General features: G+C 57.7%; 14 protein-coding genes. 4 read left to right on the top strand and 10 right to left on the bottom strand.

Annotated features, from left to right (window positions below; all coding sequences use genetic code 11):
- Positions 1–18 precede the first annotated feature (18 nt).
- Positions 19–657: a response regulator transcription factor gene (locus tag P1X16_RS17505; protein WP_277231541.1), complete on the top strand. Its 639-nt coding sequence runs from the start codon at positions 19–21 to the stop codon at positions 655–657.
- 47 nt (positions 658–704) lie between these two features.
- On the opposite strand, the gene P1X16_RS17500 is transcribed toward P1X16_RS17505, so the two are convergent.
- The 8 genes from P1X16_RS17500 to P1X16_RS17465 form a co-directional block, all read right to left on the bottom strand.
- Positions 705–1,985, bottom strand: a complete 1,281-nt coding sequence (locus P1X16_RS17500) for an MFS transporter (protein WP_277231539.1) — start codon at positions 1,983–1,985, stop codon at positions 705–707.
- A gap of 84 nt (positions 1,986–2,069) precedes the next feature.
- Positions 2,070–4,220, bottom strand: a complete 2,151-nt coding sequence (locus P1X16_RS17495; RefSeq protein ID WP_277231537.1) for an FUSC family membrane protein — start codon at positions 4,218–4,220, stop codon at positions 2,070–2,072.
- 182 nt (positions 4,221–4,402) lie between these two features.
- Positions 4,403–5,215, bottom strand: a complete 813-nt coding sequence (locus P1X16_RS17490; RefSeq protein WP_277231534.1) for a cyanophycinase — start codon at positions 5,213–5,215, stop codon at positions 4,403–4,405.
- A gap of 280 nt (positions 5,216–5,495) precedes the next feature.
- Positions 5,496–7,067 (bottom strand): FAD-dependent oxidoreductase, encoded by a 1,572-nt coding sequence (locus tag P1X16_RS17485; protein ID WP_277231532.1) that lies wholly within the window; start codon positions 7,065–7,067, stop codon positions 5,496–5,498.
- Positions 7,068–7,517: 450 nt separating this feature from the next.
- Positions 7,518–8,486, bottom strand: coding sequence for a bestrophin family ion channel (locus P1X16_RS17480; RefSeq protein WP_277231530.1), 969 nt, complete (start codon positions 8,484–8,486; stop codon positions 7,518–7,520).
- A 128-nt stretch (positions 8,487–8,614) separates the two neighbouring features.
- Positions 8,615–10,480, bottom strand: coding sequence for a DNA mismatch repair protein MutS (locus tag P1X16_RS17475; RefSeq protein ID WP_277231528.1), 1,866 nt, complete (start codon positions 10,478–10,480; stop codon positions 8,615–8,617).
- Between the two features lie 123 nt (positions 10,481–10,603).
- A complete protein-coding gene (locus P1X16_RS17470; protein WP_277231526.1) occupies positions 10,604–12,826 on the bottom strand; it encodes a TonB-dependent receptor in 2,223 nt (740 codons plus the stop codon).
- 198 nt (positions 12,827–13,024) lie between these two features.
- Complete coding sequence (locus P1X16_RS17465; RefSeq protein WP_277231525.1) at positions 13,025–13,483, bottom strand: RidA family protein; 459 nt, start codon at positions 13,481–13,483, stop codon at positions 13,025–13,027.
- A 118-nt stretch (positions 13,484–13,601) separates the two neighbouring features.
- Here P1X16_RS17465 and P1X16_RS17460 point away from each other — a divergent pair, with 118 nt between their 5' ends.
- The 3 genes from P1X16_RS17460 to P1X16_RS17450 all read left to right on the top strand — a co-directional run bounded on the left by P1X16_RS17460 (position 13,602) and on the right by P1X16_RS17450 (position 19,199).
- On the top strand, positions 13,602–14,432 hold the full coding sequence (locus P1X16_RS17460; protein WP_277231523.1) for a TonB family protein: 831 nt from the start codon (positions 13,602–13,604) through the stop codon (positions 14,430–14,432).
- A gap of 224 nt (positions 14,433–14,656) precedes the next feature.
- On the top strand, positions 14,657–16,213 hold the full coding sequence (locus P1X16_RS17455; protein ID WP_277231521.1) for a DNA integrity scanning protein DisA nucleotide-binding domain protein: 1,557 nt from the start codon (positions 14,657–14,659) through the stop codon (positions 16,211–16,213).
- A gap of 364 nt (positions 16,214–16,577) precedes the next feature.
- A complete protein-coding gene (locus tag P1X16_RS17450) occupies positions 16,578–19,199 on the top strand; it encodes a T9SS-dependent M36 family metallopeptidase (protein WP_277231519.1) in 2,622 nt (873 codons plus the stop codon).
- A 92-nt stretch (positions 19,200–19,291) separates the two neighbouring features.
- Here the strand turns inward: P1X16_RS17450 and P1X16_RS17445 are convergent, their stop codons facing one another.
- Together P1X16_RS17445 and P1X16_RS17440 are read right to left on the bottom strand one after the other, a co-directional pair.
- The gene (locus tag P1X16_RS17445) at positions 19,292–20,005 is read right to left on the bottom strand and encodes a hypothetical protein (protein WP_277231517.1); all 714 of its coding nucleotides are present in this window, start codon (positions 20,003–20,005) and stop codon (positions 19,292–19,294) included.
- Between the two features lie 194 nt (positions 20,006–20,199).
- On the bottom strand, positions 20,200–21,672 hold the full coding sequence (locus P1X16_RS17440) for a S41 family peptidase (RefSeq protein ID WP_277231514.1): 1,473 nt from the start codon (positions 21,670–21,672) through the stop codon (positions 20,200–20,202).
- Between the last annotated feature and the right edge of the window lie 102 nt (positions 21,673–21,774).

Below are 21,774 nucleotides of genomic sequence, written 5' to 3'. Positions count from 1 at the left end.
CATTTCACCAGTTTGCTTATGCCCTGCCGCTTACTCATTCTGGATGACCACCTCATGCTCATGCAGGGGCTGGCACGGCTGGTAGCCGAGCAGCCCGACTTGCAGGTAGCCGGGCAGTTTAGCTCGGGCGAGGCGCTGTTAGCTTGGCTGTCCGCCCCGAATCCGGCTCCAGCCGACGTGCTGCTGCTCGACTTGCACCTGCCCGGCCAAGATGGCCTAACGCTGCTGCCCCACCTGCGGCAGCAATGGCCCGCCATGCGCGTGTTGGTGTTTAGCACCGCTTCTACAATGGAGCTCATGGAGCGCTTGCACGTTTTGGGGGCGAGCGGCTTCGTGCCCAAATCGGCGGATGCCGATAGCTTGCTGACGGCTATCCGGACGGTGTATGCCGGCAAACAGGCGTTTCCGCAGACCCGTCAATCCGCTACGCAACAACTCTCCAACGACTCGTCCCCGCATGTACTGCAGCGTCTTTCTGCGCGCGAACGAGAAATTATTGGGCTGGTGCGCGCGGGGCTCACCACTCGGCAAATTGCGGACCGCCTCTGCTTAGCAGAACTGACAGTAGGTACCCACCGCCGTAATATCATGCACAAGCTCGAGCTACATGGCCCCGCAGCCTTAGTAGAATTTGCGCACAAACATGGCTTACACTGAGTAGGCCTTCGTGAACCGGTAGCAACTGCTAACCGAGTGTACAGCTGCTACTCGGCGGTTTCGGGCACTGCCAATACTCGTGACGGGCGCAGCAACCAGACCAAACCAAGTACCACCGCGCTGCAAACCAGGCCTAGAACGGGCACGGTAATAAACTTCAGCAGCCAGCCCGTGAAGTAGGCACCACTCACACCGCACAAATTCACGAGGGCCATATAGGTGGTGAACTGCGAACCTTCGATGCGCGGCTGGCATAAAGCCATGAGTAGTGGCAGCGCGGCCACGCTCAAGCTGGGGTCGGCCAAGTTCCAGACCAACAGCCCCACGGTAGCTACCGCCGAATTGTACCACCAAAAGCTTAGGCCACAAAACAGCAGCAGGAAGCTACCCAGCCCGAGCAATACGCGGCGCTGGAGTCGGGCGGCGCCGATACGGTCGGCGAGCGTACCGCCCGCTATGACCAGCGTAAGGGTAGCCAGGGTGCCCCAGCCGCCTTGCAGAATCGAGACGTCGCCATCGGGCCAGTGCAGCACCTGAATAAGGTGGTAGGAATACGCCCACCCAAACATGCCCAAACACAGATACGCCACGGCAATAATGACAAACAGCCGCAGCGTGCGAGGTGCCGTAATAGCCCGAAACAGCTCCTGAAACAGCCATTTTAGCGGCGGGTTGTCGTTGTGGCGACGAGGCTCTGGGCTTGCTCCGAATGTGGGCACAAGCCGGTCGGTACGGTCGAGGCGGATGAAGAAGGTGAGTACCGTGAAAAAGAGCAGTGCCAATGACTGCGCCAGAGCCGCCTCGAAAAAGCCGTAGCGGTGCAGCAACCACGACAGCCCCGCCGCCCCGGCCGAGATACCCAACAGAAAGCCGCCCCGCATAAAAGCATTGACCCGGCCCCGCTCCTCTTCGGGCACCACCGCAATGGCAATGGCATCCACGCTAGCATCCTGAATGGAAGCAAACACGCTGTGCACCACAAAAGCCAGCTTCAGCCAAGACAGTTGCGCCACCGGGTCATGGATGAGCAGCAGGGCAAGAGAGGCCAGCGCGGCAACTAGCTGCGTAAGCACCACCCATTGTTTGCGCTGCCCAATAATGGATTCCTGGTACTTGTCAATCAGTGGCCCCCACACAAATTGCAAGGCCCAAGGCAGGCCCACAACCGCCGAAAATGCAGCCACCGTGGCCGCACTCAAGTTTTTGCCTATCAGATAATTGACCACCGCCGTCAAGCCGAAGCCCGCCGGAATACCTTGCATTACATACAGATAGAAGAAAGTGAAGTACCGCAGACCAGCACTTTCGCGGAGCACAAGATGGCGCACAGAAACAGGCTAAGACAGAGGCGTATAGATGATACCGTGGATGCAGGTACTAGGTAACAGCTACGCTTTGAAAACATCCCGCACCTATTTCAATACTTCTTCGGTCACCTTGCTGATGTCGCCGCTTACCTTCTGAATGAAGTCTAGTTGCTCGGTGAGCTGCGGGTCGGGAGCAGTGGTGGTTTCGGTGCGGGCAGGCGAAGTGCCAGCTTCAGTGGATGCGGCCGGTAGTTCTTCGGGCTCCTTGATATCGAGGCGGCGTAGGCTGCGGTGCAGGGCTTGCTGCGCTTGGCGCACTGGCCGCAACAAGTTGCTGCCGCCCAGCGGGCTGCGGCTGTCGTTGTTTGAAAGCAGGGCCGAAGAAATGGACGCCACGTTGGAGGAGAGAATATGGTTGAGCACCACAAATTCGTGCACCTCGTTGGGGTGGTGCTGCTTGGCGCGCGGCTCCGACATCATGCGCTGAAACGCCGCCGCCAGGTTGGCCGAGCTAACGTACACTTCCTTACGGGCCAGCTTGTAATCCACTTCCGCCACCGACGAACCGAGCAGTGTTTCGGTTAGCGTTTGAAGATAAAGCAAGTTGGCCCGCAGTACAGCCGTCATGTAATCCTGCAGCTGGTCGGATTCCCAGTTCGGAAACAATAGGTAGCTAGCTGCAAATGCAATGAGGCAGCCGAGCACGGTATCTAGAATCCGCTCTTCTACCACTTGCAAGTAGCCGAGGCCCAGGAAACTAAACAAAATCAAAACGAAGGGCGTCATAAACGTGACGGCCACAATGTAGTTGCTCCTTGTGAAGCTAAACGAGGTCAGCATAAACACGAACAGCAGTGCCACCAGCGCCATCCGGTCTTGCACCAGCCACAATACTAGCCCCCCAATGATGCCGCCCGCCAGCGTGCCTAGTACCCGGTGAATATTGCGCTCCTTGGTCAAGCTAAACGCAGGCTTGAGCATGTAGGTGGTGGTCATCAGAATCCAGTAGCTGTGGTGGCCGGGCAGTAGCACCTTGGCTATCACATACCCCACCAAGCAAGCCAGCGCCATCCGGATTGCGTGCCGAAAAGCACTGGAGTTGAGCGTCAAAGAACCCCGCAGCTCGTCGAGCGCAAAGCTCTGGTGCGATACAAACCGTCCATATTCCAGCTCCCGGCTCGCCGGGGCCGCCTTGCCATCGAAGTACGCCAGAATGTCCTGGAGCCGCTGGCTGAGGTTGCGCAGATTCACCAGAATCTTCTTTAGCACCAGCGTGTGGCCGGGTTGGGTGGGGTCATCCAGCGCATCGATGCGGGCCTTGAGCTGCTCTAGGCTGGCGGTGAGTTGCAACCGTGAGGTGTAGCTGTGGTTGGCTTGAATAGCGTAGCCAATGCTTTCCAGCTCGGACGCCATTTGCTCTACTAGCCCCGCTATGGCGTCGAGTATGCCGGTACTTTCGAACCGGGAATGAATGGCTTTGTAGTCGTAATACGTGACGGTGATGTGCTCGTAGAGGTCCATCAAGTCCACAAAGGTGAGCACCAGCCGCCGGCCCGTGCCCGTCGATTCCTTCATCATTTGCCGGGTGCGGAACAGCAACTCGCGCACGGCATCCTGCTTTTCGCTGACCGTCACCTGCTGGGTCATGAGGCGACGGTAGTCGTTTTCGAGGTTGGTACCGGTGCGGTAAAACTCGGCTTTGAGACGCAGAAACCCCGCCACCGCCCGAATACACTCGCCCAGCGCCTGCTGGGCCGAGCGGTACGGCCGAATCTGATAAGTAAGCAAGCTAACGGCCATGTACCACGCGGCCCCCGCCATAACAAGGGCCGTAAACTCAAGCAGCTTCGCAAACGGCAACGCGCGGTCCATCATCAAAATGACCAGCAGCAACCCTGCCGTACCCACCGAGCCCGCCCTAGTGCCGTACACCAGGAACAAAGTAAACAGGAAACTAAATAGCACGATTTCCACTCCTAGCAGCCACAGATGCGGCTGCGCCAAGCCCGTAATTAGGGCCACCACAGGCAGCAGCACCAAGCCGGCGGCCATACCATTGCGCTTGTGAATGAGAGGCCCCGGGGCGTCGGTGATGCTCAGGCACAACGCGCCGAGCGATAAGTCCATGCCTATTTCCAGCTTGCCTAGCCACCCAAACACGAGGCCAGGCAGCAGCACAGCCAGCGTAATACGCAAGCCGTCGGAGAAGTCTTGGCTGAAGAAGAAATATTGAAGCTTGCGGGTGTGTTCGTTCATTGCAGCAGGCTGCGGGTCCAAACTCATCTATACGATGAGTTTGGTGCCAAGCTACACACGGTTGTTGATTGTTGGTTGTTGCATGCTAATTGATGATAGGTAATTGTTGAAGGTTGATGGCCGGGTTAGCCGCAACCGGGCATGAACATTCACCCTTCAACCATCAATAACCAACTATTTGCTTACGCGTGCATCTGCTCGATGATAGGCAGCGTGTACCGCTCGCCGCTGCTTAGCAAGTGCATGCGCAGGTCGCGGATAGAAAACGGCTTGCCGGGCTCCACTTCATGAATGTTGGTGTCCGTCACGCCCATGCCATCCAGCACCACCACTAGGCCACTGCCAATTACTTCCAGCTCCCGCCCTTTGGTCACGACTACGGCGGTATCTTCTTCCAGCCCCAACCCTATACACGACGGATTGGTGGCAATAATCTGGGCCATGCGTACGATGCGGCCACGGGCCACAAAGTGCGTGTCAATGGCTACGTTGTGCAGAAACTCCAGCCCGGTCGTGATATGGATTTCATCTTTATTCATTCCCGCGTTGTTGCGGCCCTGGTAGATCATGGGCGTACTCATGGCCGTAGCCCCGGCGCTGGTGCCGGCAATAACGAATGGCTCAAGCGTGTACCGCTCTTTGAGGCGTCGCTGAAAAGCAGTACCCCCGAGCAGCGCCGTCAGCCGAAGCTGGTCGCCGCCGGTGAACATCACGCCCCCAGCTTCTTCCAGCAAGCGCAAGCTTTCCTCGCTCTCTGCTTCCTCACGGCTCCGAATATTGAGCACATTCACCCCACTGCATCCTAAGTCTTTGAAAACGTCGATATAGTCTTGCGCTGCTTCTTCAGGCTCTTCCGACGCAATGGGCAGCACTAGAATAGGGCCTTTGTTGCCTATCTCATCAACCACCCGGCGCAAAATAGAGTCGGCGGCCATGTCGGCATCCTCGCCATTCGAGACATCCTTGCGCTCGTGCCCCCCAATAGAAATCAACATTCCGAGTGGATGAGGACACAGGGATTCTTGTTGAGCAGCTGCGGTTTTCTTTTTCGATGCGGGCATGAGAATGGGAAGGATGAGTTGAACAGGTGGGTTGGGCTCGATGCTTCAAGCAGCCACAGCAGAGCCAGCCGAAGCATCGGACGGGAATTGGAATAAGGTTTTGCAGAAACCTCTGGGACAGATGGCACCCACCACTACTACAGGGTGATGGGCACCATTGCTTGTTCAAATAAGAAAGTGCTTGCTGCCTCTCTACAGAAAAACAGCAAGTAGTTTACTGCTCGATTTTAGCCAGGTCTTCGTTGGCAGGCCCGTCGAGTAGGCGGCCATAGGCATCGAAGCGCGAGCCGTGGCAAGGGCAGTCCCAGCTGGTTTCCAGAGAGTTCCAATGCACGATGCAGTGCAGGTGCGGGCAAACGGCCGAGCACTCGTGCACCTGACCTTTTGGGTCGCGGTACACGGCTACTTTCAGCGGGCCACGGCCTATTACGGCCCCGGAACCAGGCGCGACGTCTTCGACGCTCTTCACTTCGCCGCCCGTTAGCAGTTCGGTGTACTCGGCGGCTACGTTCAGGTTTTCCGTGACGTATTCTTTCACTGATTCCAGCTTCAGCGTCACGCGGCCGGGGTCGTAGAGCTTGGCCCACGGGTTTTCGCGGCCCATAATCAAGTCGGTGATAATGATGGGGCCGAGCGTGCCGTGGGTCATGCCGTGGCCTGAGTCGCCGGTGATGATGTACACGTTGTCGTCGTCCAGCGGATTACGGCCGGCGTAAGCCAGCCCGTCTACTGGCTCCATCACCTGCCCCGACCACCGATAATCAATGCCTTTCACCGAAGGGAAGTTTTCGCGCGTCCAGTCTTCGAGGCACTGCAGATGGTCCTCGGGATTGGGCTCCTGGCCGGTTTTGTGGTCTTCGCCGCCCACTATCAGCAAATCGTAGTCAACTTGGCCGCCGCGGGGGCCAGCGTCTACTTTTTGCAGGCGGATGTAGTGGTAGGGGTCGGCTGTGTCCCAGTACAAGGCCGTCGTGACGGAGCCCTTGGGCACCCGGGCGCCTATCACGTAGGTGCGGTACGGGTGTTGCTTGGTGTGCATCACCACCCGGTCGTTGAAGGGCGTGTTGGTGGCGATTACCACAGCTTCCGCTTTCACTTCGTGGCCTTCGGTGGTCGTGACGCCGGCGTTGCTGCCGCTCTTCACTTCGGAGGCATGGGTGTTGGTGAAAATTTGGCCGCCCTGGCGCGTAATGGCCTCAGCCAAGCCGCTTAGGTATTTCAGAATGTGAAACTGGCCCTGATTCGGGAACACCAGGCATTCGCCCGTGATGAAGCCTTGGGCACCCGCATCGGGCAGACGCTTCACATCGGTAAGGCCGGCGCGGTGCGCAGCTTCCAACTCTTCGTCCAGCTCTTTTACTTTGCCGTCCTTGGGCAGATACAAGTAGCCGTTGAGGCGCTCGAAGTCGCAGTCAATGTTCTCGCGCTTTACTATGTCCTCGATTGTATCGACGGCGCTGCGGTGGCTGTCGGCGGCCAGGCGCGCGCCTTCTTTACCAAAAAGCTGTTCCAGCGTCGTGTATCGGTCGTCGAGGGCAAACGAAAGGTGCGCCGTGGTGCGTCCCGATTCGCCAGACGCTATTTCACCATCTTCCAACAGTACCACGCTGCGGCCTTCACGACCTAGCAAGTAAGCCGTAGTCAGCCCGGCAATGCCCCCTCCTACCACCACCACATCGGCGGTAACGGACTCGGTTAGCTTCGGAAACGTAGGCAGCGGGCCAGTGGTAGGAAACCACGACGTCTGGGTGACGCCGGTAGTGCGGGCGGGGTTCAATTGGGCCATACATAGAAAGGTTGGGGAGCCTTTCTTTACGCCCGCTTTCCAGTCTTAGTTAAGGCCGAGCTTCAGGGTGAATAGGTGACGTGTTGCCTTTGCCAACCAAAACGTCCTGCGGAACCTGTAGCGCCTCAAGCCAAGGACACAAGCATCTGGCATGCTGACATTGCCAAAGTAACTGTCATGCTGAGCGTAGCCGAAGCATCTCGCGTGCTGACGTTGCAATGGCAAGGGGTTACCACACTAGCGAGATGCTTCGACTGCGCCTCCGGCTCCGCTCAGCATGACAGTTACTTTAGCAGCATCAGCACGCGAGATGCTTCGGCTGCGCTCAGCATGACGGGCTGGTTGTATTTGTATTGTTAGCACGCCAGATGCTGTGTCCTTGGCTTGAGGCGCCACTGGTTCAATTAGCCAACTAGATATGCCACGAAGAATTTGTAAGGCCTGACTACCCTAGTAAAGAATATCGTCTACGGGTGAGAGCTTGGGCGGGAGGTGCGTTTCGCCGAGCATCTCGCGCAGGTCGATTTCGATGGTGCGGCAAATGGCGGTCATCGGCACGTCGTTCATCTCGTTTTCAAACGGGTTTTCGCTGATGTGCCCGACGATTTCGATGGTGTTGAACACCCACGACACCAGCACCGAAAACGGTACCGTGAGCCAGATATGGTCGGGGCCCATTTTTTCGAACTCCCCGATCAGGCCCAGGGGTAGCAGCGCCGCAAACAGCCACACAAAGACAAAGCTAAAAAACGCGTATTGGCGCGGGAAAGGCGTGTTTTTGATTCGTTCGCAGCCGCCTTGCAAGTTGTTGAACTGCTCGATGCTGGTCATCATGTTCACGTGCTGAAAGTCGTTGAGCAGGCCCCGCTCCTCGCGCAGCACGCGCAAATCGGCGGCTTGCTGGCGCAGCAAATGCACCGGCGGGTTTTGCTTGCGCTGCATCTCCATCGATTCGGCCGGGTCGAGGAAGGGGCCGACCTGCTGGTCCCACTGGTCGTTTTGGCGGCGCAGGTGCAGGCGTAGCGCGTTGCACCACGCTATTTGGCGGTACACCAAGCGGCGGTGCCGCAACGTCAACTCGGCGTGCGAAGCCGCCGGAGCATCCACCCCGGGCCCGTCCACCACCGACGTTACAAATTCCAACGCCTGCATCGACCAGGTGCGGCTGTAGTTGACGATGCCGCCCCAGATCTGACGCGCCTCCCAGAATCGGTCGTACGAGCCGTTGTTTTTGAAGCCTATGTAGAAGGCCACCGCCGTACCTAATGTGGCAACCGGCTGCCACGGAATCGACAAGGAACGAAAACCAATTGGCCCATATACAAGACAAACCAACAGGGAGTACAGCGTGAAAACGACCACACCCTTCCAGGCATATTTCCAAATGATGTGCCAGCGCAGATTACTACGAACGTACATGGGCTATTTGTTGAATTGTTGATTGCTGACTGGTTGAGTATTGAACACTAAATGGCAATTGTTCTGGCGAAGGCTAGCCCCATCAAGCCACAAACAACCACTTATTTACTAGCTCAACAATTCAACAGCTACCCTTCGACTTCAATTCCCATGAGCTGCATGAGCTGGCTGGCATTGAAGGAGCGGCAAGGGCCCGGCGTGAGGTGGTAGTCGAAGTGAATCTGGCCGTTGGCGAAAGTGCTGTTGAAGCTGAAGTTGCGGACTTGCCCCGGCCACTCTTCTTCCAGCGCTGCCAGCTCTAAGTCGTGGGTGCTGACGAGGCCCGCCGCACGGCGCTGGTGTAGCTGCCGCAGCAAGGCGCGGGCGCCCCGGTGCCGATCCAGCGAGTTGGTGCCTTTCAGGATTTCGTCGAGCAGGTAGAAAACCGGCAGTTCGGCCTCATTGGCAGCGGCTTGCCCACTGCTTAGGTCGAGGAGCAGGCGCAGGCGCTTGAGTTCGGCGTAGAAGGAAGAGGTGCTTTCGGCGAGGTTGTCTTGGGTGCGCATGGCTGTGAACACCTGCGCCGGGCTGACGCGAAAGTGCCGGGCACACACGACGGCACCGGCCAAAGCCAGCACCATGTTCAGCCCTAGCGTCCGCAGAAACGTGCTTTTACCCGCCATATTGGACCCGGTCACCACCACCGTTTGGGCCAGCCCTACGGTATGAAAGTCGTTGGTGATGCGCGTTGAACTGAAGATAAGGGGGTGCCCTAGTTCGGTAGCTGTTACTTCCAGCTGCTCGGCGCTGAGTTCGGGCACCACGTAGCCGGGGTTGGCAAATTGCCACCCGGCCAGACTAACCAGCGCCTCTAGTTCGGCTTGCACTTCCAGCACCGTAGTCAGCTCCGAGCCGAGGCCGCGCTTCCAGCGCTCAAGCTGCCATACAGCGTGCAAATCCCAAAGGAGCAAGCTATTCAATAGCAACGCGCCCAACGGATGCTCGCGCCCCCGAAACAAGCCCGCCACGCTGGAAAGCTGCCCGAGCCGCTGCGTAGCGGCCGCGCCGTGGCTGGCTTGCTGCAACGTGGCCAGTAGCTGTTGCAGCCGGGGCGCCTGCCAGTTTCGGTCTGGGTCCTGCTCGAACAAGGCCAGTTGCGCCTGGGTGGCCCGTAAGGCGTCCCGCATGGCGGTGGCCTGCTCGGCGTACTCGTTGCGCACAGCCGCCAAGCGGCCATTCAGCAACCCAACCACCAGCTGCACCGCTACCAAGGCGTAGAAGCCATAATCGAGCAGCCAGGCCACAATGCTTGCCACTACCAGCAGCGGCAGCAGCACCAGCAGCGGCTTCAGCCAGGGTTTGCCGGCGAAAAAATCGGGGCGAGCCAGCCAGGCGCTAAACTCCCGTGGGTCGGCTTGCTGGCGCGGAAAGTGCCGCGCCCGAGCCTGCCATTCTTGCAGCCAGGTTACATCGGGCGCCAGCTCGGTGGTAGCTTGCTGGCGGGCCTGCACCTCGGCGGGTTTGGCAGGATGCAGCAGCCAGCTAGCTAGCCAGTCGTGCCCGAGCCGGGTGGTAGCCCGGTTGAGTAGCTGAAACAGCGAGTGTTCCCCGAATACATCGAGGTCGGCGGCGTACGGATGCAGCGCGTCGAGGTAGCGCAAACCCGGGTCGAAGCCCGTGAGCTTACCGGCCAGCCGATCCAGCTCGTCTTGGTTGATGCGGGCCAGCAGCCGATGATGCTCGCGCTGGTAGCTGATGCCACCGTGCCAGCGCACCAGAATAGAAAACAACACCCATATAGCCAGCACAAAGGCTATACCCGGCGCAATGTGTTCGTTGGAAAACAGCCACCACGCGCCCGCCGCACCGCCCACAAACAACAGTAGCCGCAGCCAACCGCCCAACTGGTGCCGCCCGGCAAAATACTTTTCGCGGGCTACATGGGTGGCTAGGTTTTCCGTGAAAACCTCGGACGGAGCAACAGTAAGCGGACGGACAGCGTTGGAAATTGGCACGGCAACAGCATGGGTAGAGAACTACGAAGGTACGAGGCAGCAAATAGATGATCAGGGCACCACGGCTCAGGTAACGATGGACTGATGCCCTATCCTCGCCTGCGCAGTGTTGCGCCCCGTCCCCTACCGCTCGAACCGCACCGTAACAAACAAGTTGCGGCCGGGGGCACTAATGCCGGAGGCAAACACGCGGTAGTTGGTATCCAGAATATTCTCTAAGCCGGCTTGCAGGGCCCAGCGTGGCGTGAGCTGGTAGCTGGTGCGCAGGTTAAGCGTGTACCAACCCAGAGCCCCAGCCGGCGTGGCCTGCGGTAGGTTGTCCTCCCCGCTCGGGCTGTATTGCGCCACAGTTTTGCGGCCATTGAAGAGCGCCGAGCCTTCTGCCAGCACGCGGCGCAGCTGATAAGTAAGCGCCGTACGACCGTAGATTGGCGAAATGTGGTCGAGGGGTACGTCGGCGGTACGGTCGCGGCCGTGGGTGTAGGTTAGGGTGCCGTCGAAGCGCAAGTGGGCCGGTAAGGCTAGTTGGGCGCGGCTCGAAATACCATAGATGCGCGCCTGACCCGTGTTGACCGTGGCCACGGTCTGGTAGGTTTTGCCGTTGTACTGCGTGGTAGTTTGCCCATCAGGAGCCGCAAAGGGGCGTACCACCAGCGCATTGCGCAGGTTGGTATAAAAGCCCGTAACAGCCAGCAGCAAGCGGTTTTCAATGTTTTCGGACAGCTCTAGTTCGTAGTTCACTACCCGCTCGGGTTTCAAAGTAGGATTCGGAATAATGAGCGTGCCGATGGTCTGACCGGTGCCGGTGGTTTGCTCGAAGGTGCGGCTCAAGTCATCTACGTTGGGGTTGCGGAACCCGGTAGCCACCAGCCCGCTCACGCGCAGGCCAGCCGGCAGCATGGCCACCAAGCCCACATTGCCATCCAACGACGATGAATTTTGCTTCACGGTGTTGTAAGGCGAGTCGAAGAACTGCCGGTTGAAGGCTGCTTCCACTTGCACGTTGCTGAACCGCAGGCCGTCCGAGAAAATCAGGTGGTCGGTTATTTCCCAGCGGTGCGCGGCGTAGGCGCCAAGCGTACCGTAGGTCGAGCCGTTGGGGTAGCGGGTAGCAATGGGCCGCACTGCGCCGGTCAGCACGTTTACGCCCTCGCCGATGCTGCGCACTTTGTTGTGGGTTATTTCGGCGCCGTAGCGCAACTCGTGCTGGCCAAGGTCCTTAAACAAATCGAGGTTGGTGCTTAGCACCCGAACTTTCTCAGTGTTTTCCTGGCGTTCATTCACGCCAAAGTCGCGCACCAAGCGGCTTTCCTCGATGTCCTGCACGGCGGGCGTCAGGCGCAGCACGTCGTATAACTTGTTTTGGCGGGTTAGCTCCAATTGGTAGCTGGCAAACAGACGCTTTTGCGGGCCGTACTCCCACTCAGCATAACGCAGGGCGCCGTTGCGGTAGGTTTGAAGGCGGTCGAAGCGCGGAATATCGGAGGTGGTGGAGAACTGGAGGTTGAGCGTGTGGCGCTGCCCGACCTGCGGCTGGAACAGTACTTTCTGCACCACGTCTAGCTGGCGGTAGCCCGTGAATTTCTGTTGGTTGGGATGGTCGTTGTTCACCACTACATCCTTGCCGTCTTGCCGCTCCACGTACTGTTTCACCTCCCCAAAGCCGGGGTACTTATCCATGCCATTGCGGCCTTTGCGCAAGTCGTCGAAATCGGTGGCCGTAATGCTGGTTAGCAGGGCCCACCGCTGCCAGCCCAGGCTGACGTCGGTATGGGCGGTTTTTTCGCGGGCGGCGGTGGCGTAGCGCAGCAGGTTGTTGGTGTGTACCTGCGGGCCGGAAGTGCCGCCGTCCGCTAGTTTTGGCTGCTTGGTGTAGAGACTGATAACGCCGCCCAACGCGTCGGAACCATACATCACGGCTCCGGCCCCACTTAGGATTTCCGTCCGCTCCAGCGAGTTGGCATCTACCGTCAGAATGTTTTGGAGGTGGCCCGCACGGTAGATAGCATTGTTGAGCCGGACGCCGTCCACGACTAGCAGCACCTTATTGGCCTCGAAACCGCGCAACACCGGCGAACCGCCCCCGAGCTGGGACTTCTGCACAAACACCCACCCGGATTGTAGTAGCGCATCGGCCGTAGTAGCCGGATTCAATAACCGAATCTGGCGGGCGCTCAGCACGTCTACTTGCTGCGGCAGATCTAGTTTTCGCTCGCCCTGAATGCGGTTAGCCGACACCACCACCTCATTTAGGCCCACAATGCGGGTGGTATCGGGCACGGCGGTTTGAGCGGCGGCAGGCAGCGAATAAAGCAGGCCGAAGAAGACGGGTAGAGTTTGCTTCATGAAGGTTAGATGAAGAGAGACAAACTCAAAGTTACTCAACAACAGTAAGTGCCAAACTATCTTTCCTATAGGCGCTTTCGCGCGTTGCTTCCAGGTCAGGCAAAGTAGTTGCCGGCCCTAGGTTCGTGCAGTAAAGCAAAGCTCCGGTGCCTTCCCAAACGCCTCTTCTGCTCCTGGCCTGCTCTTTCTGCTACCCGGCTATCCTGCCACTGCTGCTATACATTTCAGCTCGATGGCAATGGGTGTAGGCAAGCAGTTCACCTCCACTGTGGTGCGGCAGGGCTGGTTGCTCTGGAAATATTCGGCGTAGAGGCGGTTGTAGGTTGGGAAGTCAGCTTTCATGTTGGTCAGAAACACCGTTACGTCTATTAGGTCATCCCAGCGGGCCCCGGCTTCTTCCAAGATGTAGCGCACATTCTGAAACACGGCATGGCACTGTCGCTCGAAGTCATAGTGCAGGATGTTGCCTGCCGCATCTAGCTCTACGCCGGGCACCGCCTGCTGCCCACGCTGCCGCGGCCCCACCCCGGACAAGAACAGCAGGTTGCCCACCCGGCGTGCGTGCGGGTACAGCCCTACCGGCTCGGGTGCCCGGCTGGAATTGTGGGCGGTGGAGGCAGCCGATGCGCCACCGGCGGAAGTAGTGTCAGGTCCCATACGCCAAAACTAGCCGATTTTCGGGGTGGATGGAGCGCCACTGAACCAGCATGCCGACTGGTGCGGTTGTTGAGTTACCTTCATGCACTCCACCCTATCTACTCCTGTATTTCTCGCTATGCAGTCTTTTTTCCGTCGTTTCGCTTTTGTGGCGGTGCTGGCCTTGCCGATGGCCGCACCCGTACTAGCCCAGCAGAAATTGAAATACCCCAAGCCGGAGCCCGATCAAATCTATGATGCCGTGGCCCAGCCTGCCGTACCCATCGGCGGTGTAGAAGCCTACGCTCAATACCTGGCCGACAATCAGCAATATCCCACCGCTGCCTTGCAGCGCGGGGCGGCCGGCACGGTGGAGGTTACGTTTGTAGTCGAAAAAACGGGCGTGATTTCCAATGTCGCGGCCAGCAAGCCCGTCGATCCGCTGCTCGATGCTGAAGCCGTGCGCTTAATCAAGGGCGGCCCCAAATGGACGCCTGCGCAGCACAAAGGCCAGAAAGTGCGCCAGCGCGTTAATATCCCAATAGCCTTCCAGATACCGCTCGGGGCGGGCGGCCCAGCGCCGGCCACCGAACCAGATGCCGCTGGCACCACCCCGGCAGGCGCTCCCAAACCAGCGGGCAACACCACCAAGACGGGCGCCACTATCATCACGCCCGACCAGCCGGCCCGGCCTGTGGGCGGCACCGAAGCGTTTTTCGAGTGGATTCAGAAAAACCAGCAGTACCCCGCCTTGGCCCGGCAACGGAAAGTAGAAGGCAAAGTGATGGTGGAATTTGTGATCCAGAAAGACGGCTCCCTCACAGATGCGAAAGTGGTGAAACCCCTCGGCTCGGGCCTCGACCAGGAAGCGCTGCGGCTGATTAAGATAGCGCCCAAATGGACGCCCGCTTCGTATCAGGGGCAGCCATTAAAGCAAAAGATGGTCTTGCCTGTTCTATTCCAGTTATAAAGTATTTGGCGAGCCTATGCGTCCTGTTAAGTAGGAAAAGGGTATCAGGTAGCGGATATAGGCGGCGTTTTGCCTCGCACAAATGACCTGCGTGCAGTATCTTGTTATTAATATCCAACTACTTATACGGAGTAGCTAGCTTGTTATTTGTTTTCAAGTGAAACTATTGGCACCTAGCCCACACTAGTTGCCAACGGTTTTCGAGCGTCCTTTCCGCCTTCCACATGCTTACTCTTCCGCTGCTTTCTGCTCCACCCGTAGCTACTCAGCCCCCCCTCGAAGCCGATACCTTCAAGGTTTGGCCCTACCAAACGCGTTTTCTGCAAGCCGCTCAAACCATAGCCAACGGTATTTTCAACGCCCTCGACGACGAGTTGGAACCGTTCACGATGCTACTGGCCCTGCATGTCGATTCGCCCCAACCCGATGCGCCGCTGGTTCATCTGGAACCCGCCAACCACGGCCTTGATACGCTGCATTTCACGAATGCCGTAAACCGGGGCCGTGACATCGAACGCCTTGTTCCCGTTTCGCTTGCCATCCGCGAGGAAGTAACCCCCGAAATGCTCAACCGGCGGCAAGAGTCGTTGGGCATTCGCACGGCCGTGCAAGACATATTCGACAAGCTCGACGAAAACACCATTTACCAGCACGTGCCAGGCTGGCCTATCCGAATCAACGGCTACTTCGTGATGACGGTACTGCGGGTGCGGCGCAAAGCTATGCGTGCTTATCCGTCGTTGCGGCCGCACCGCTTCTTTACCGATGGCCGACCATTGGCGCCCTCCCTGTTGGCGGCAGCCATTTTCCGCTTTACCGAGGAGTGCGTGAAGTCGTTGAGCGAGCCGGAACCTGGTTCTGGTATTATGATGCGCCCCCGCGAAACCGAGGAAATATTGCGCGCCGCCGGCAAAAGCCTACTCGATACGCCCGCGCAGGCACTCGGGGCCGAACCCGGAGCGGCCCGGCTTTTCAACACTCTGAACACCATTTCCAGCTTGCGCTACGAAGGTGCCGGCGGCGTGGGCAAGCTCATTATGGCCCGCCGCCGGCACCCCAACGTGGAAGAGGTGTTTGCCCTGACCTGCCCTACCCCACTCACCGACTACCGGGCCGTGCGCAAGCTGCTCGAAATGACTACGCCCGACGTAAGCTTGCTCTCCGACAGCGAGAACGTGTATGCACTTGGCCGGTTAGTTGGCGAGTACGACCCCACTCGGGAAGACCTGTTTGTCATTAACTTCATCAACCACTACGCCTGGGAGTTTCAGCACGACGGCAAGGTGCTAATGCGCACTATTTACAGCCAGCCGAGCCTGCCCCGGTCGCGCGTCAATCGTACGCGGTTCCGCAAAGACCTTAAGCGCACGTTTCATCTCACCGACCCCGCCAAGATCGAGCACCTGTGGGAAGTGGTGCTGGAAGCCAGCCGCCAAAAGCACGGCACCCTGATGGTCATTACCACCGAGGCCCTGGCCGAAGCCGACCGCCTGAAGCTGCAATGTACGCTTATCGAGCCGGTGCCCCTCACGCCCCTCATCACCCGCCTGGTTACGTCCATCGACGGCGCCGTACTTCTCGACCCCGACGGCTACTGCTACTCCATCGGCGTCATCTTGGATGGTAAAGCTTCGGGTCGTGGTACCAGCACCCGCGGAGCCCGCTACAATTCGGCCATTCGCTACGTGGAAACCTCGCCCTACCCCTGCCTGGCCATTGTGGTCAGCGAAGACGGTATGGTGAACATCATTACCAAAGACCGATTGGAGGAAGAAGACTAGCAACACTGCTTCTCTTAGCTGCACTGCGCAAAGCTCTGCCTTCCCGGAAGGCAAGCTTTGCGCAGTTTTTTATTGCCTCTTGAGTAGCAACACCAGCTACTGCTAAAGCTTAACAGTAGCGCAGCCGCAGGTAGGCCTGACAAACAGTAATTGAAAAGTGCTTACGCTCTGTTAGTCAAGTCGAAACAAAAAACAGGCGGTATGAAAAGGACAGGCTATTGAAGTCTGCTAACACGTTCATGCACATAATTTTATTGGTTTATATCTAGATAAACATTTCTGATTCTCCTATATCATGGATAGGTTTAGACACAAGCCGCCTTCCAGGCCATTGTGTTTCGTTCTTTCACTTCTATCCAGTTCTATGAAAACAAGCTTTACGCCTTCCAACTGCCGCCCCCTACTACTAGCTGCTATGCTGGCATTGCCCGGTTTAGCAGCGGCGCAATCCACGCCCCTACGCACTGCCTTGCAGCAGCTCAGCAGCCGAAGCACCAAGCTTGGGTTGAGCGCTACTGATGTAGCCGACCCCGCCGTAACCAGCTCTTACACCGACGAAGGCTCTGCCATTACGCACGTGTATTTGCGCCAACGGTATCAAGGAATTGAGATTTTTGGGGCAGAAGCCGACATGCACCTCGACCGCAACGAGAAAGTGGTGAGCATGAATACGGCTTTCCTGCCGAACGTAAACTCGCTGGCCCGCGCAGCGGCAACTGAGCCTTCGCTCACGCCCGTGCAGGCGGTGGCCGCTGCTGCCAGCGCGCTGAACCTGCCGGCTCCCGGCAACCTGACGCTCACCAAAGCAGGCGCGCCAGCGGTCGGCATGGTTTTCAATGAAGGCGGCATTTCACTGGACCCGATTTCGGTTAAGCTCATGTACCAGGCTCGGCCTAGCGGCGAGTTGGTACTGGTGTGGGACGTAACTATTGCCCCCAAGAGCGGCGACCATTATTGGAATGCCCGCGTTGACGCCTCAACCGGCCAATTGGTAGACAAAACCGATTACACCATCTCGGAGCCTTTGGGCTTTGTGGAGCTTACCCAACGGGCGTTGGCTACCCCCACCTGGCCCGAAACCCAACCTGGTGCGGCCGCCACACCCAATAGCTACAACGCCTACCCCTTAACCGTGGAGAGCCCCCTCTACGGGGCCCGGCAACTACAAATAAACCCGGCCGACCCCACGTACTCGCCCTACGGCTGGCACGACACCAACGGCGCAGCCGGCCCTGAGTTCACCATCACCCGCGGCAACAACGTGCACGCCTACGAAGACCGGGCGGCCCGCAACGGCAACCCCGTTGGGTACAGCCCCGATGGTGGCACCGATTTGTCGTTCGACTTCCCTTTTAACCAGACGGATGCCCCGCAGGTATATCAGGACGCGGCCATCACCAACTTGTTTGTTTGGAACAACCTGATGCACGACGTCATGGCCTACAAGGGCTTCAACGAAGTGAGCGGCAACTTCCAGGTGAAAAACTACACCGACACGGGCCTCGGTAACGACGACGTGCGGGCCGAAGCGCAGGACGGCGGCGGTACCAACAACGCCAACTTCTCGACTCCGGTTGATGGCGCGCGTCCCCGCATGCAAATGTACCTCTGGCCCGGTGGCACGGGCAGCATTGTCAGCCCCGCCACCATTGCGGGCTCCTTGCCGATGCGCGGTACAGCGTATGGCCGGACTTTGACAGCCGCCGGTCCTATCTCCGGCAAAGTAGTACTAGCCAACGACGGCTCGGCCAACCCGCCGCGCAGCTGCAACCCGTTGCTGAACGCCGCCGACATCAATGGCAACATTGCATTGGTGTATCGGGGCGGCACTTGCTCTACTCCTACTAAAATCCGGAATGCACAAAATGCCGGAGCCCGGTTGGTAATCATTGCCGACAGTATTCCGAATACGGCCATTGCCAACTACGGCGGCGCCACCGATACGGTAGGGCTGCGCATCCCCTCGGTTGCTATTTCCAAGGCCGATGGCGACAAAATCAGAGGCGTACTGACCTCCGGCACTGTCGTGACGATAAGCGTGAGCGGCATCACCCGCGACGGCGACTTCGACAACGGGGTTATAGCGCACGAATACGGACACGGCATTTCCAACCGCCTCACCGGCGGTCCGGCTAACTCGAATTGCCTCGGCAACGCCGAGCAGATGGGCGAAGGCTGGAGCGACTTCTTCGGCCTCTGGATGACCACCAAGCCCGGCGACCAAGGCTTCACTCCGCGTGGCATCGGCAACTACGTAACCGGTGCCCCCACCGATGGGTACGGCATCCGTCCACAACGTTATTCGACCGACTTCGCCGTCAACAACCAGACCTACGCCAACATTGGGGTGGCGCCTTATACAGCCGTGCACGCTATTGGCTCGGTATGGGCGGCTACACTCTGGGACTTGAACTGGAAGCTGGTGGAGAAGTACGGCTACAACCGCAACCTAAAAGCGGCCACCGGCGGCAACAACATCGCCCTGAAGCTGGTACTGGATGGCTTGAAGCTGCAAGTGTGCCGCCCCGGCTTCCTCGATGGCCGCGACGCCATTCTCCGTGCTGACTCTATCTATAATAATAAGGCCAACACCTACCTGATCTGGCAGGTATTCGCCCGCCGGGGCATGGGCATTGACGCCGTGCAGGGTTCGAGCAACATCCTCACCGACCAAGTGGCCGGCTACCTGATACCGACCCGCGTACTGGCTACGCAGTCGCAACAGCAGCGCGACGAGCTAGTGGAAGTATATCCGAACCCCGCCAGCAGCGAGCTGACCGTGCGCCTACCTGTTAGCAGTAAAACGCCCGTGCAGGTTTCTCTCTTGACGGTGCTGGGCAAAACGGTGCAAACCACTGCCGTGCCATCTGGACAGTTGCAGCAAGGTGCTCGCCTGAACACCAGCGACGTGGCCAATGGTCTCTACATCGTGCAGCTACGCTCCTCTGCCGGCACCTTCACCAAACGAGTGGTGATTCAGCACTAGAAAACGTTCAATTTCGATCAAGCAACAAAACGCCCGTCTGAAGCTTCAGACGGGCGTTTTGTTGCTCTTGAAAGTAGAGTAAAAGAGAATCTTTATGGCTGGGAGCTTTTAGAAACATAAAGCGTCCCGTTTTGCTCGCCGCAAAAAGCAAACTTGTCTCGCCGGCCGCATAAGGGGGCTGAACCCGTGACGTACAGCCGAGACTTACTATCTAGGTATAAACTCGTGAGTTCATGCTCCTGCGGCAAGCTCAGCGAACGACCAGTCGAAGTCTTGATACCCACCGTCTCAACGTAGAAGCTACCAGTAGAGCTTGGCGAAGTAGGGGTTAACAGGTAGTCAATGCTGTATTCGGTACCCACCGAGTTAGTGACGCGGTTTCGCGCTACCCTCGATTCGTACGTTTTTCTGCTCCATTTTCTATAAAGCTGCCACGTTGTACCTCCGTCCAAGCTGAAATGAGAAGGGTTGGCTGCATAAGCTGTCGAGGTATTTGAAGCATTTCCAATTTGGCCATTCAGGGCTAGCAGTGTATCCTGCTGCTCAAGGAAGCCAAACAGGCCAATGTTAGACGTATAGTTAGCGGTTGACCACGTCTTGCCCCGGTCTTTGGTTTGGTAGATCTTGAAATTTGTGGTAATAACCAACGTGCCGTCGATGTCGCCGTGTACGGCTTGAATGGCGCGGTTGTCGGGAGATGTAAGGATGTACCAGTCCTTGTTTTCAGGCTGTACATCGTTTTCCGAATCTTTCTGGCACGCGTTTAATGTTAATAAGAGTACAGCGGGTAAAAGGAACCGTTTCATAATAAATAGATAGAGAGTGAATTGCGGGAAGCAAAGGTAGAAGTATCCTGCCTGCCGACTTCGAGCATTTTTTATCAGTTTAAAATCAAACTACTTGCTCTTTGTTGTATCCGTTTCGCTTGGTCGGAATGCTAGGCAAAGCAGAAGCTGGGTACTCCCCTGGCCCAGGCGGATGCTGGGAGTACAAAGCATTCCTATCTTTTCACTAGCCACGCCTTCGCCGCTTCTATGGTTAGGTCGGTGGCTTCCTGCGGCTGCTTTTCTATTTCCTGATCGGGCGTGAGCCGCTGGGGATATTTTTGGTGGTTTCGGTCGGCAGTAACCGAAACGGCCAAGTTGATTTTAGCGCCATCCGATAGATCAAAGCTGCGGTTGGCGGTGGTGAACCCGGCGGTGGGCTGGCCGAAAAAGCGGGTTGCTGGCCGGCCCACAAAGGATATAGCCGTCATTTCGCCGCTGCTAGCTGTGCGGGACCCAATCAAAACGGCGACTGGCGCATTCTTGCTACGCAGGTGATAGGGCGCCGCTACTTTTGTTCCGCCTCCTGGCTTTCCAGCGTAGGCTTCGCCTTTATTGTAGGCCCAAGCCACCTCGTCTTTTGCCTTCACGAAGTAGCCTAAGGTTCCTTCTCCTAGCAAGGGACCTAGCCCGGCAATCATTGGGTACATATTGCCGCCGCCATTATTGCGCAAATCCACAATCCAGCCTGACACGGCGTGCTTGGTGTCGATGGCACGAATGAGGCTTTGTATTTCGGTTGCGAAATCGAGTGTTCGTTGTTCGTTAACAGAGCCAAAGCTGGGCACCGCTACGTAGGCTATGCCTTGTTCTAAATAGTTAGCCACCGGTTTGGGAGCTTGCTCGGTAGGCTGAGCGGCGCGGTAGGCAGCAGCCCGCTTGGGGCCACTGAAACTGCTGTGTTTGTCGCCGTACTGGGTCAGCACGTTAATCAGATGCTCTACTACCAAATGGGCCTCGCGCTCCGTTTGCATGCCGCTGGCAAAACCGAGCATTTCTGCTTTCGTCTGCGGCCATTGCACCGAATCGCGCACCAATGCATTTTGCTGTACTATGACAATTGCCTCGTCGAGGTAGGCTTTTACTACCGGAGAGGGAGGAGTATCATTTGTACCGGCGGCCGTTTCAAAGCGCACCTCATCAAACCAAGCCTCGCCTTTTCCTTGCATATAACCGCCAAACACAAACCGCTTGGCGTTTGGTTTTACCAATAATGTTAAGTCCAGCTCGCGCCAGTCGCCCGTGCCAGTTGGTTCAATACCTCGGCTTTGCGAATTGACGAAACCAATCATCTTTTTATCGTCCCATATCTGACACCAAAGCGCCACCCCGGCTGGATTTCCCGATTTTATGGAAGTTCGTAGGTGCACCACAGTGGGGCGGGTTAGTTGCACCGGGCAAGCTTGCGAAAAGCTTTGAAAGCCACTGGGCGCATCTACTGTACTAGCTATTTTCAGCGCTTGTGCGCCGCTCAGAGTGTGGGTGCGGTCTAGCTGCGCACTGAAGCCCGCTGTTTCCTTGATAGTCCACGCATCGGGCCGAAGCTGGTCGGTGGGCTTGGTAGCCTCGAAACCAGGGTTCTGGATGCTCTGACTCATGGCGGAGCCACTAAGCAGCAGCGCTAGCAAAAGAAATAGTCTTGTTGTCATACCAAATCGTAATGGCCTTACCCTTCTGCAACAGCTGGCGGCCAGCACAATATAGCTAGGCAAAGTGGCAGTTATCGGTAGACCACGAACTTGGCAGGAAAT

It is taken from the genome of Hymenobacter sp. YC55 (assembly GCF_029433095.1).
Lineage (GTDB): Bacteria > Bacteroidota > Bacteroidia > Cytophagales > Hymenobacteraceae > Hymenobacter.
Note: the sequence above shows the minus strand (reverse complement) of the source record. Positions and strands in the feature narration are given on the sequence as shown.

What these genes read in the sequence shown, in the direction of transcription:
- P1X16_RS17460 (WP_277231523.1), top strand. Translation starts at nt 13,602, where the DNA reads ATGCAGTCTTTTTTCCGTCGTTTCGCTTTTGTGGCGGTGCTGGCCTTG.
- P1X16_RS17480 (WP_277231530.1), bottom strand. Translation starts at nt 8,486, where the DNA reads ATGTACGTTCGTAGTAATCTGCGCTGGCACATCATTTGGAAATATGCC.
- P1X16_RS17450 (WP_277231519.1), top strand. Translation starts at nt 16,578, where the DNA reads ATGAAAACAAGCTTTACGCCTTCCAACTGCCGCCCCCTACTACTAGCT.
- P1X16_RS17440 (WP_277231514.1), bottom strand. Translation starts at nt 21,672, where the DNA reads ATGACAACAAGACTATTTCTTTTGCTAGCGCTGCTGCTTAGTGGCTCC.
- P1X16_RS17490 (WP_277231534.1), bottom strand. Translation starts at nt 5,215, where the DNA reads ATGTTGATTTCTATTGGGGGGCACGAGCGCAAGGATGTCTCGAATGGC.
- P1X16_RS17470 (WP_277231526.1), bottom strand. Translation starts at nt 12,826, where the DNA reads ATGAAGCAAACTCTACCCGTCTTCTTCGGCCTGCTTTATTCGCTGCCT.
- P1X16_RS17445 (WP_277231517.1), bottom strand. Translation starts at nt 20,005, where the DNA reads ATGAAACGGTTCCTTTTACCCGCTGTACTCTTATTAACATTAAACGCG.
- P1X16_RS17485 (WP_277231532.1), bottom strand. Translation starts at nt 7,067, where the DNA reads ATGGCCCAATTGAACCCCGCCCGCACTACCGGCGTCACCCAGACGTCG.
- P1X16_RS17465 (WP_277231525.1), bottom strand. Translation starts at nt 13,483, where the DNA reads ATGGGACCTGACACTACTTCCGCCGGTGGCGCATCGGCTGCCTCCACC.
- P1X16_RS17455 (WP_277231521.1), top strand. Translation starts at nt 14,657, where the DNA reads ATGCTTACTCTTCCGCTGCTTTCTGCTCCACCCGTAGCTACTCAGCCC.
- P1X16_RS17495 (WP_277231537.1), bottom strand. Translation starts at nt 4,220, where the DNA reads ATGAACGAACACACCCGCAAGCTTCAATATTTCTTCTTCAGCCAAGAC.
- P1X16_RS17505 (WP_277231541.1), top strand. Translation starts at nt 19, where the DNA reads ATGCCCTGCCGCTTACTCATTCTGGATGACCACCTCATGCTCATGCAG.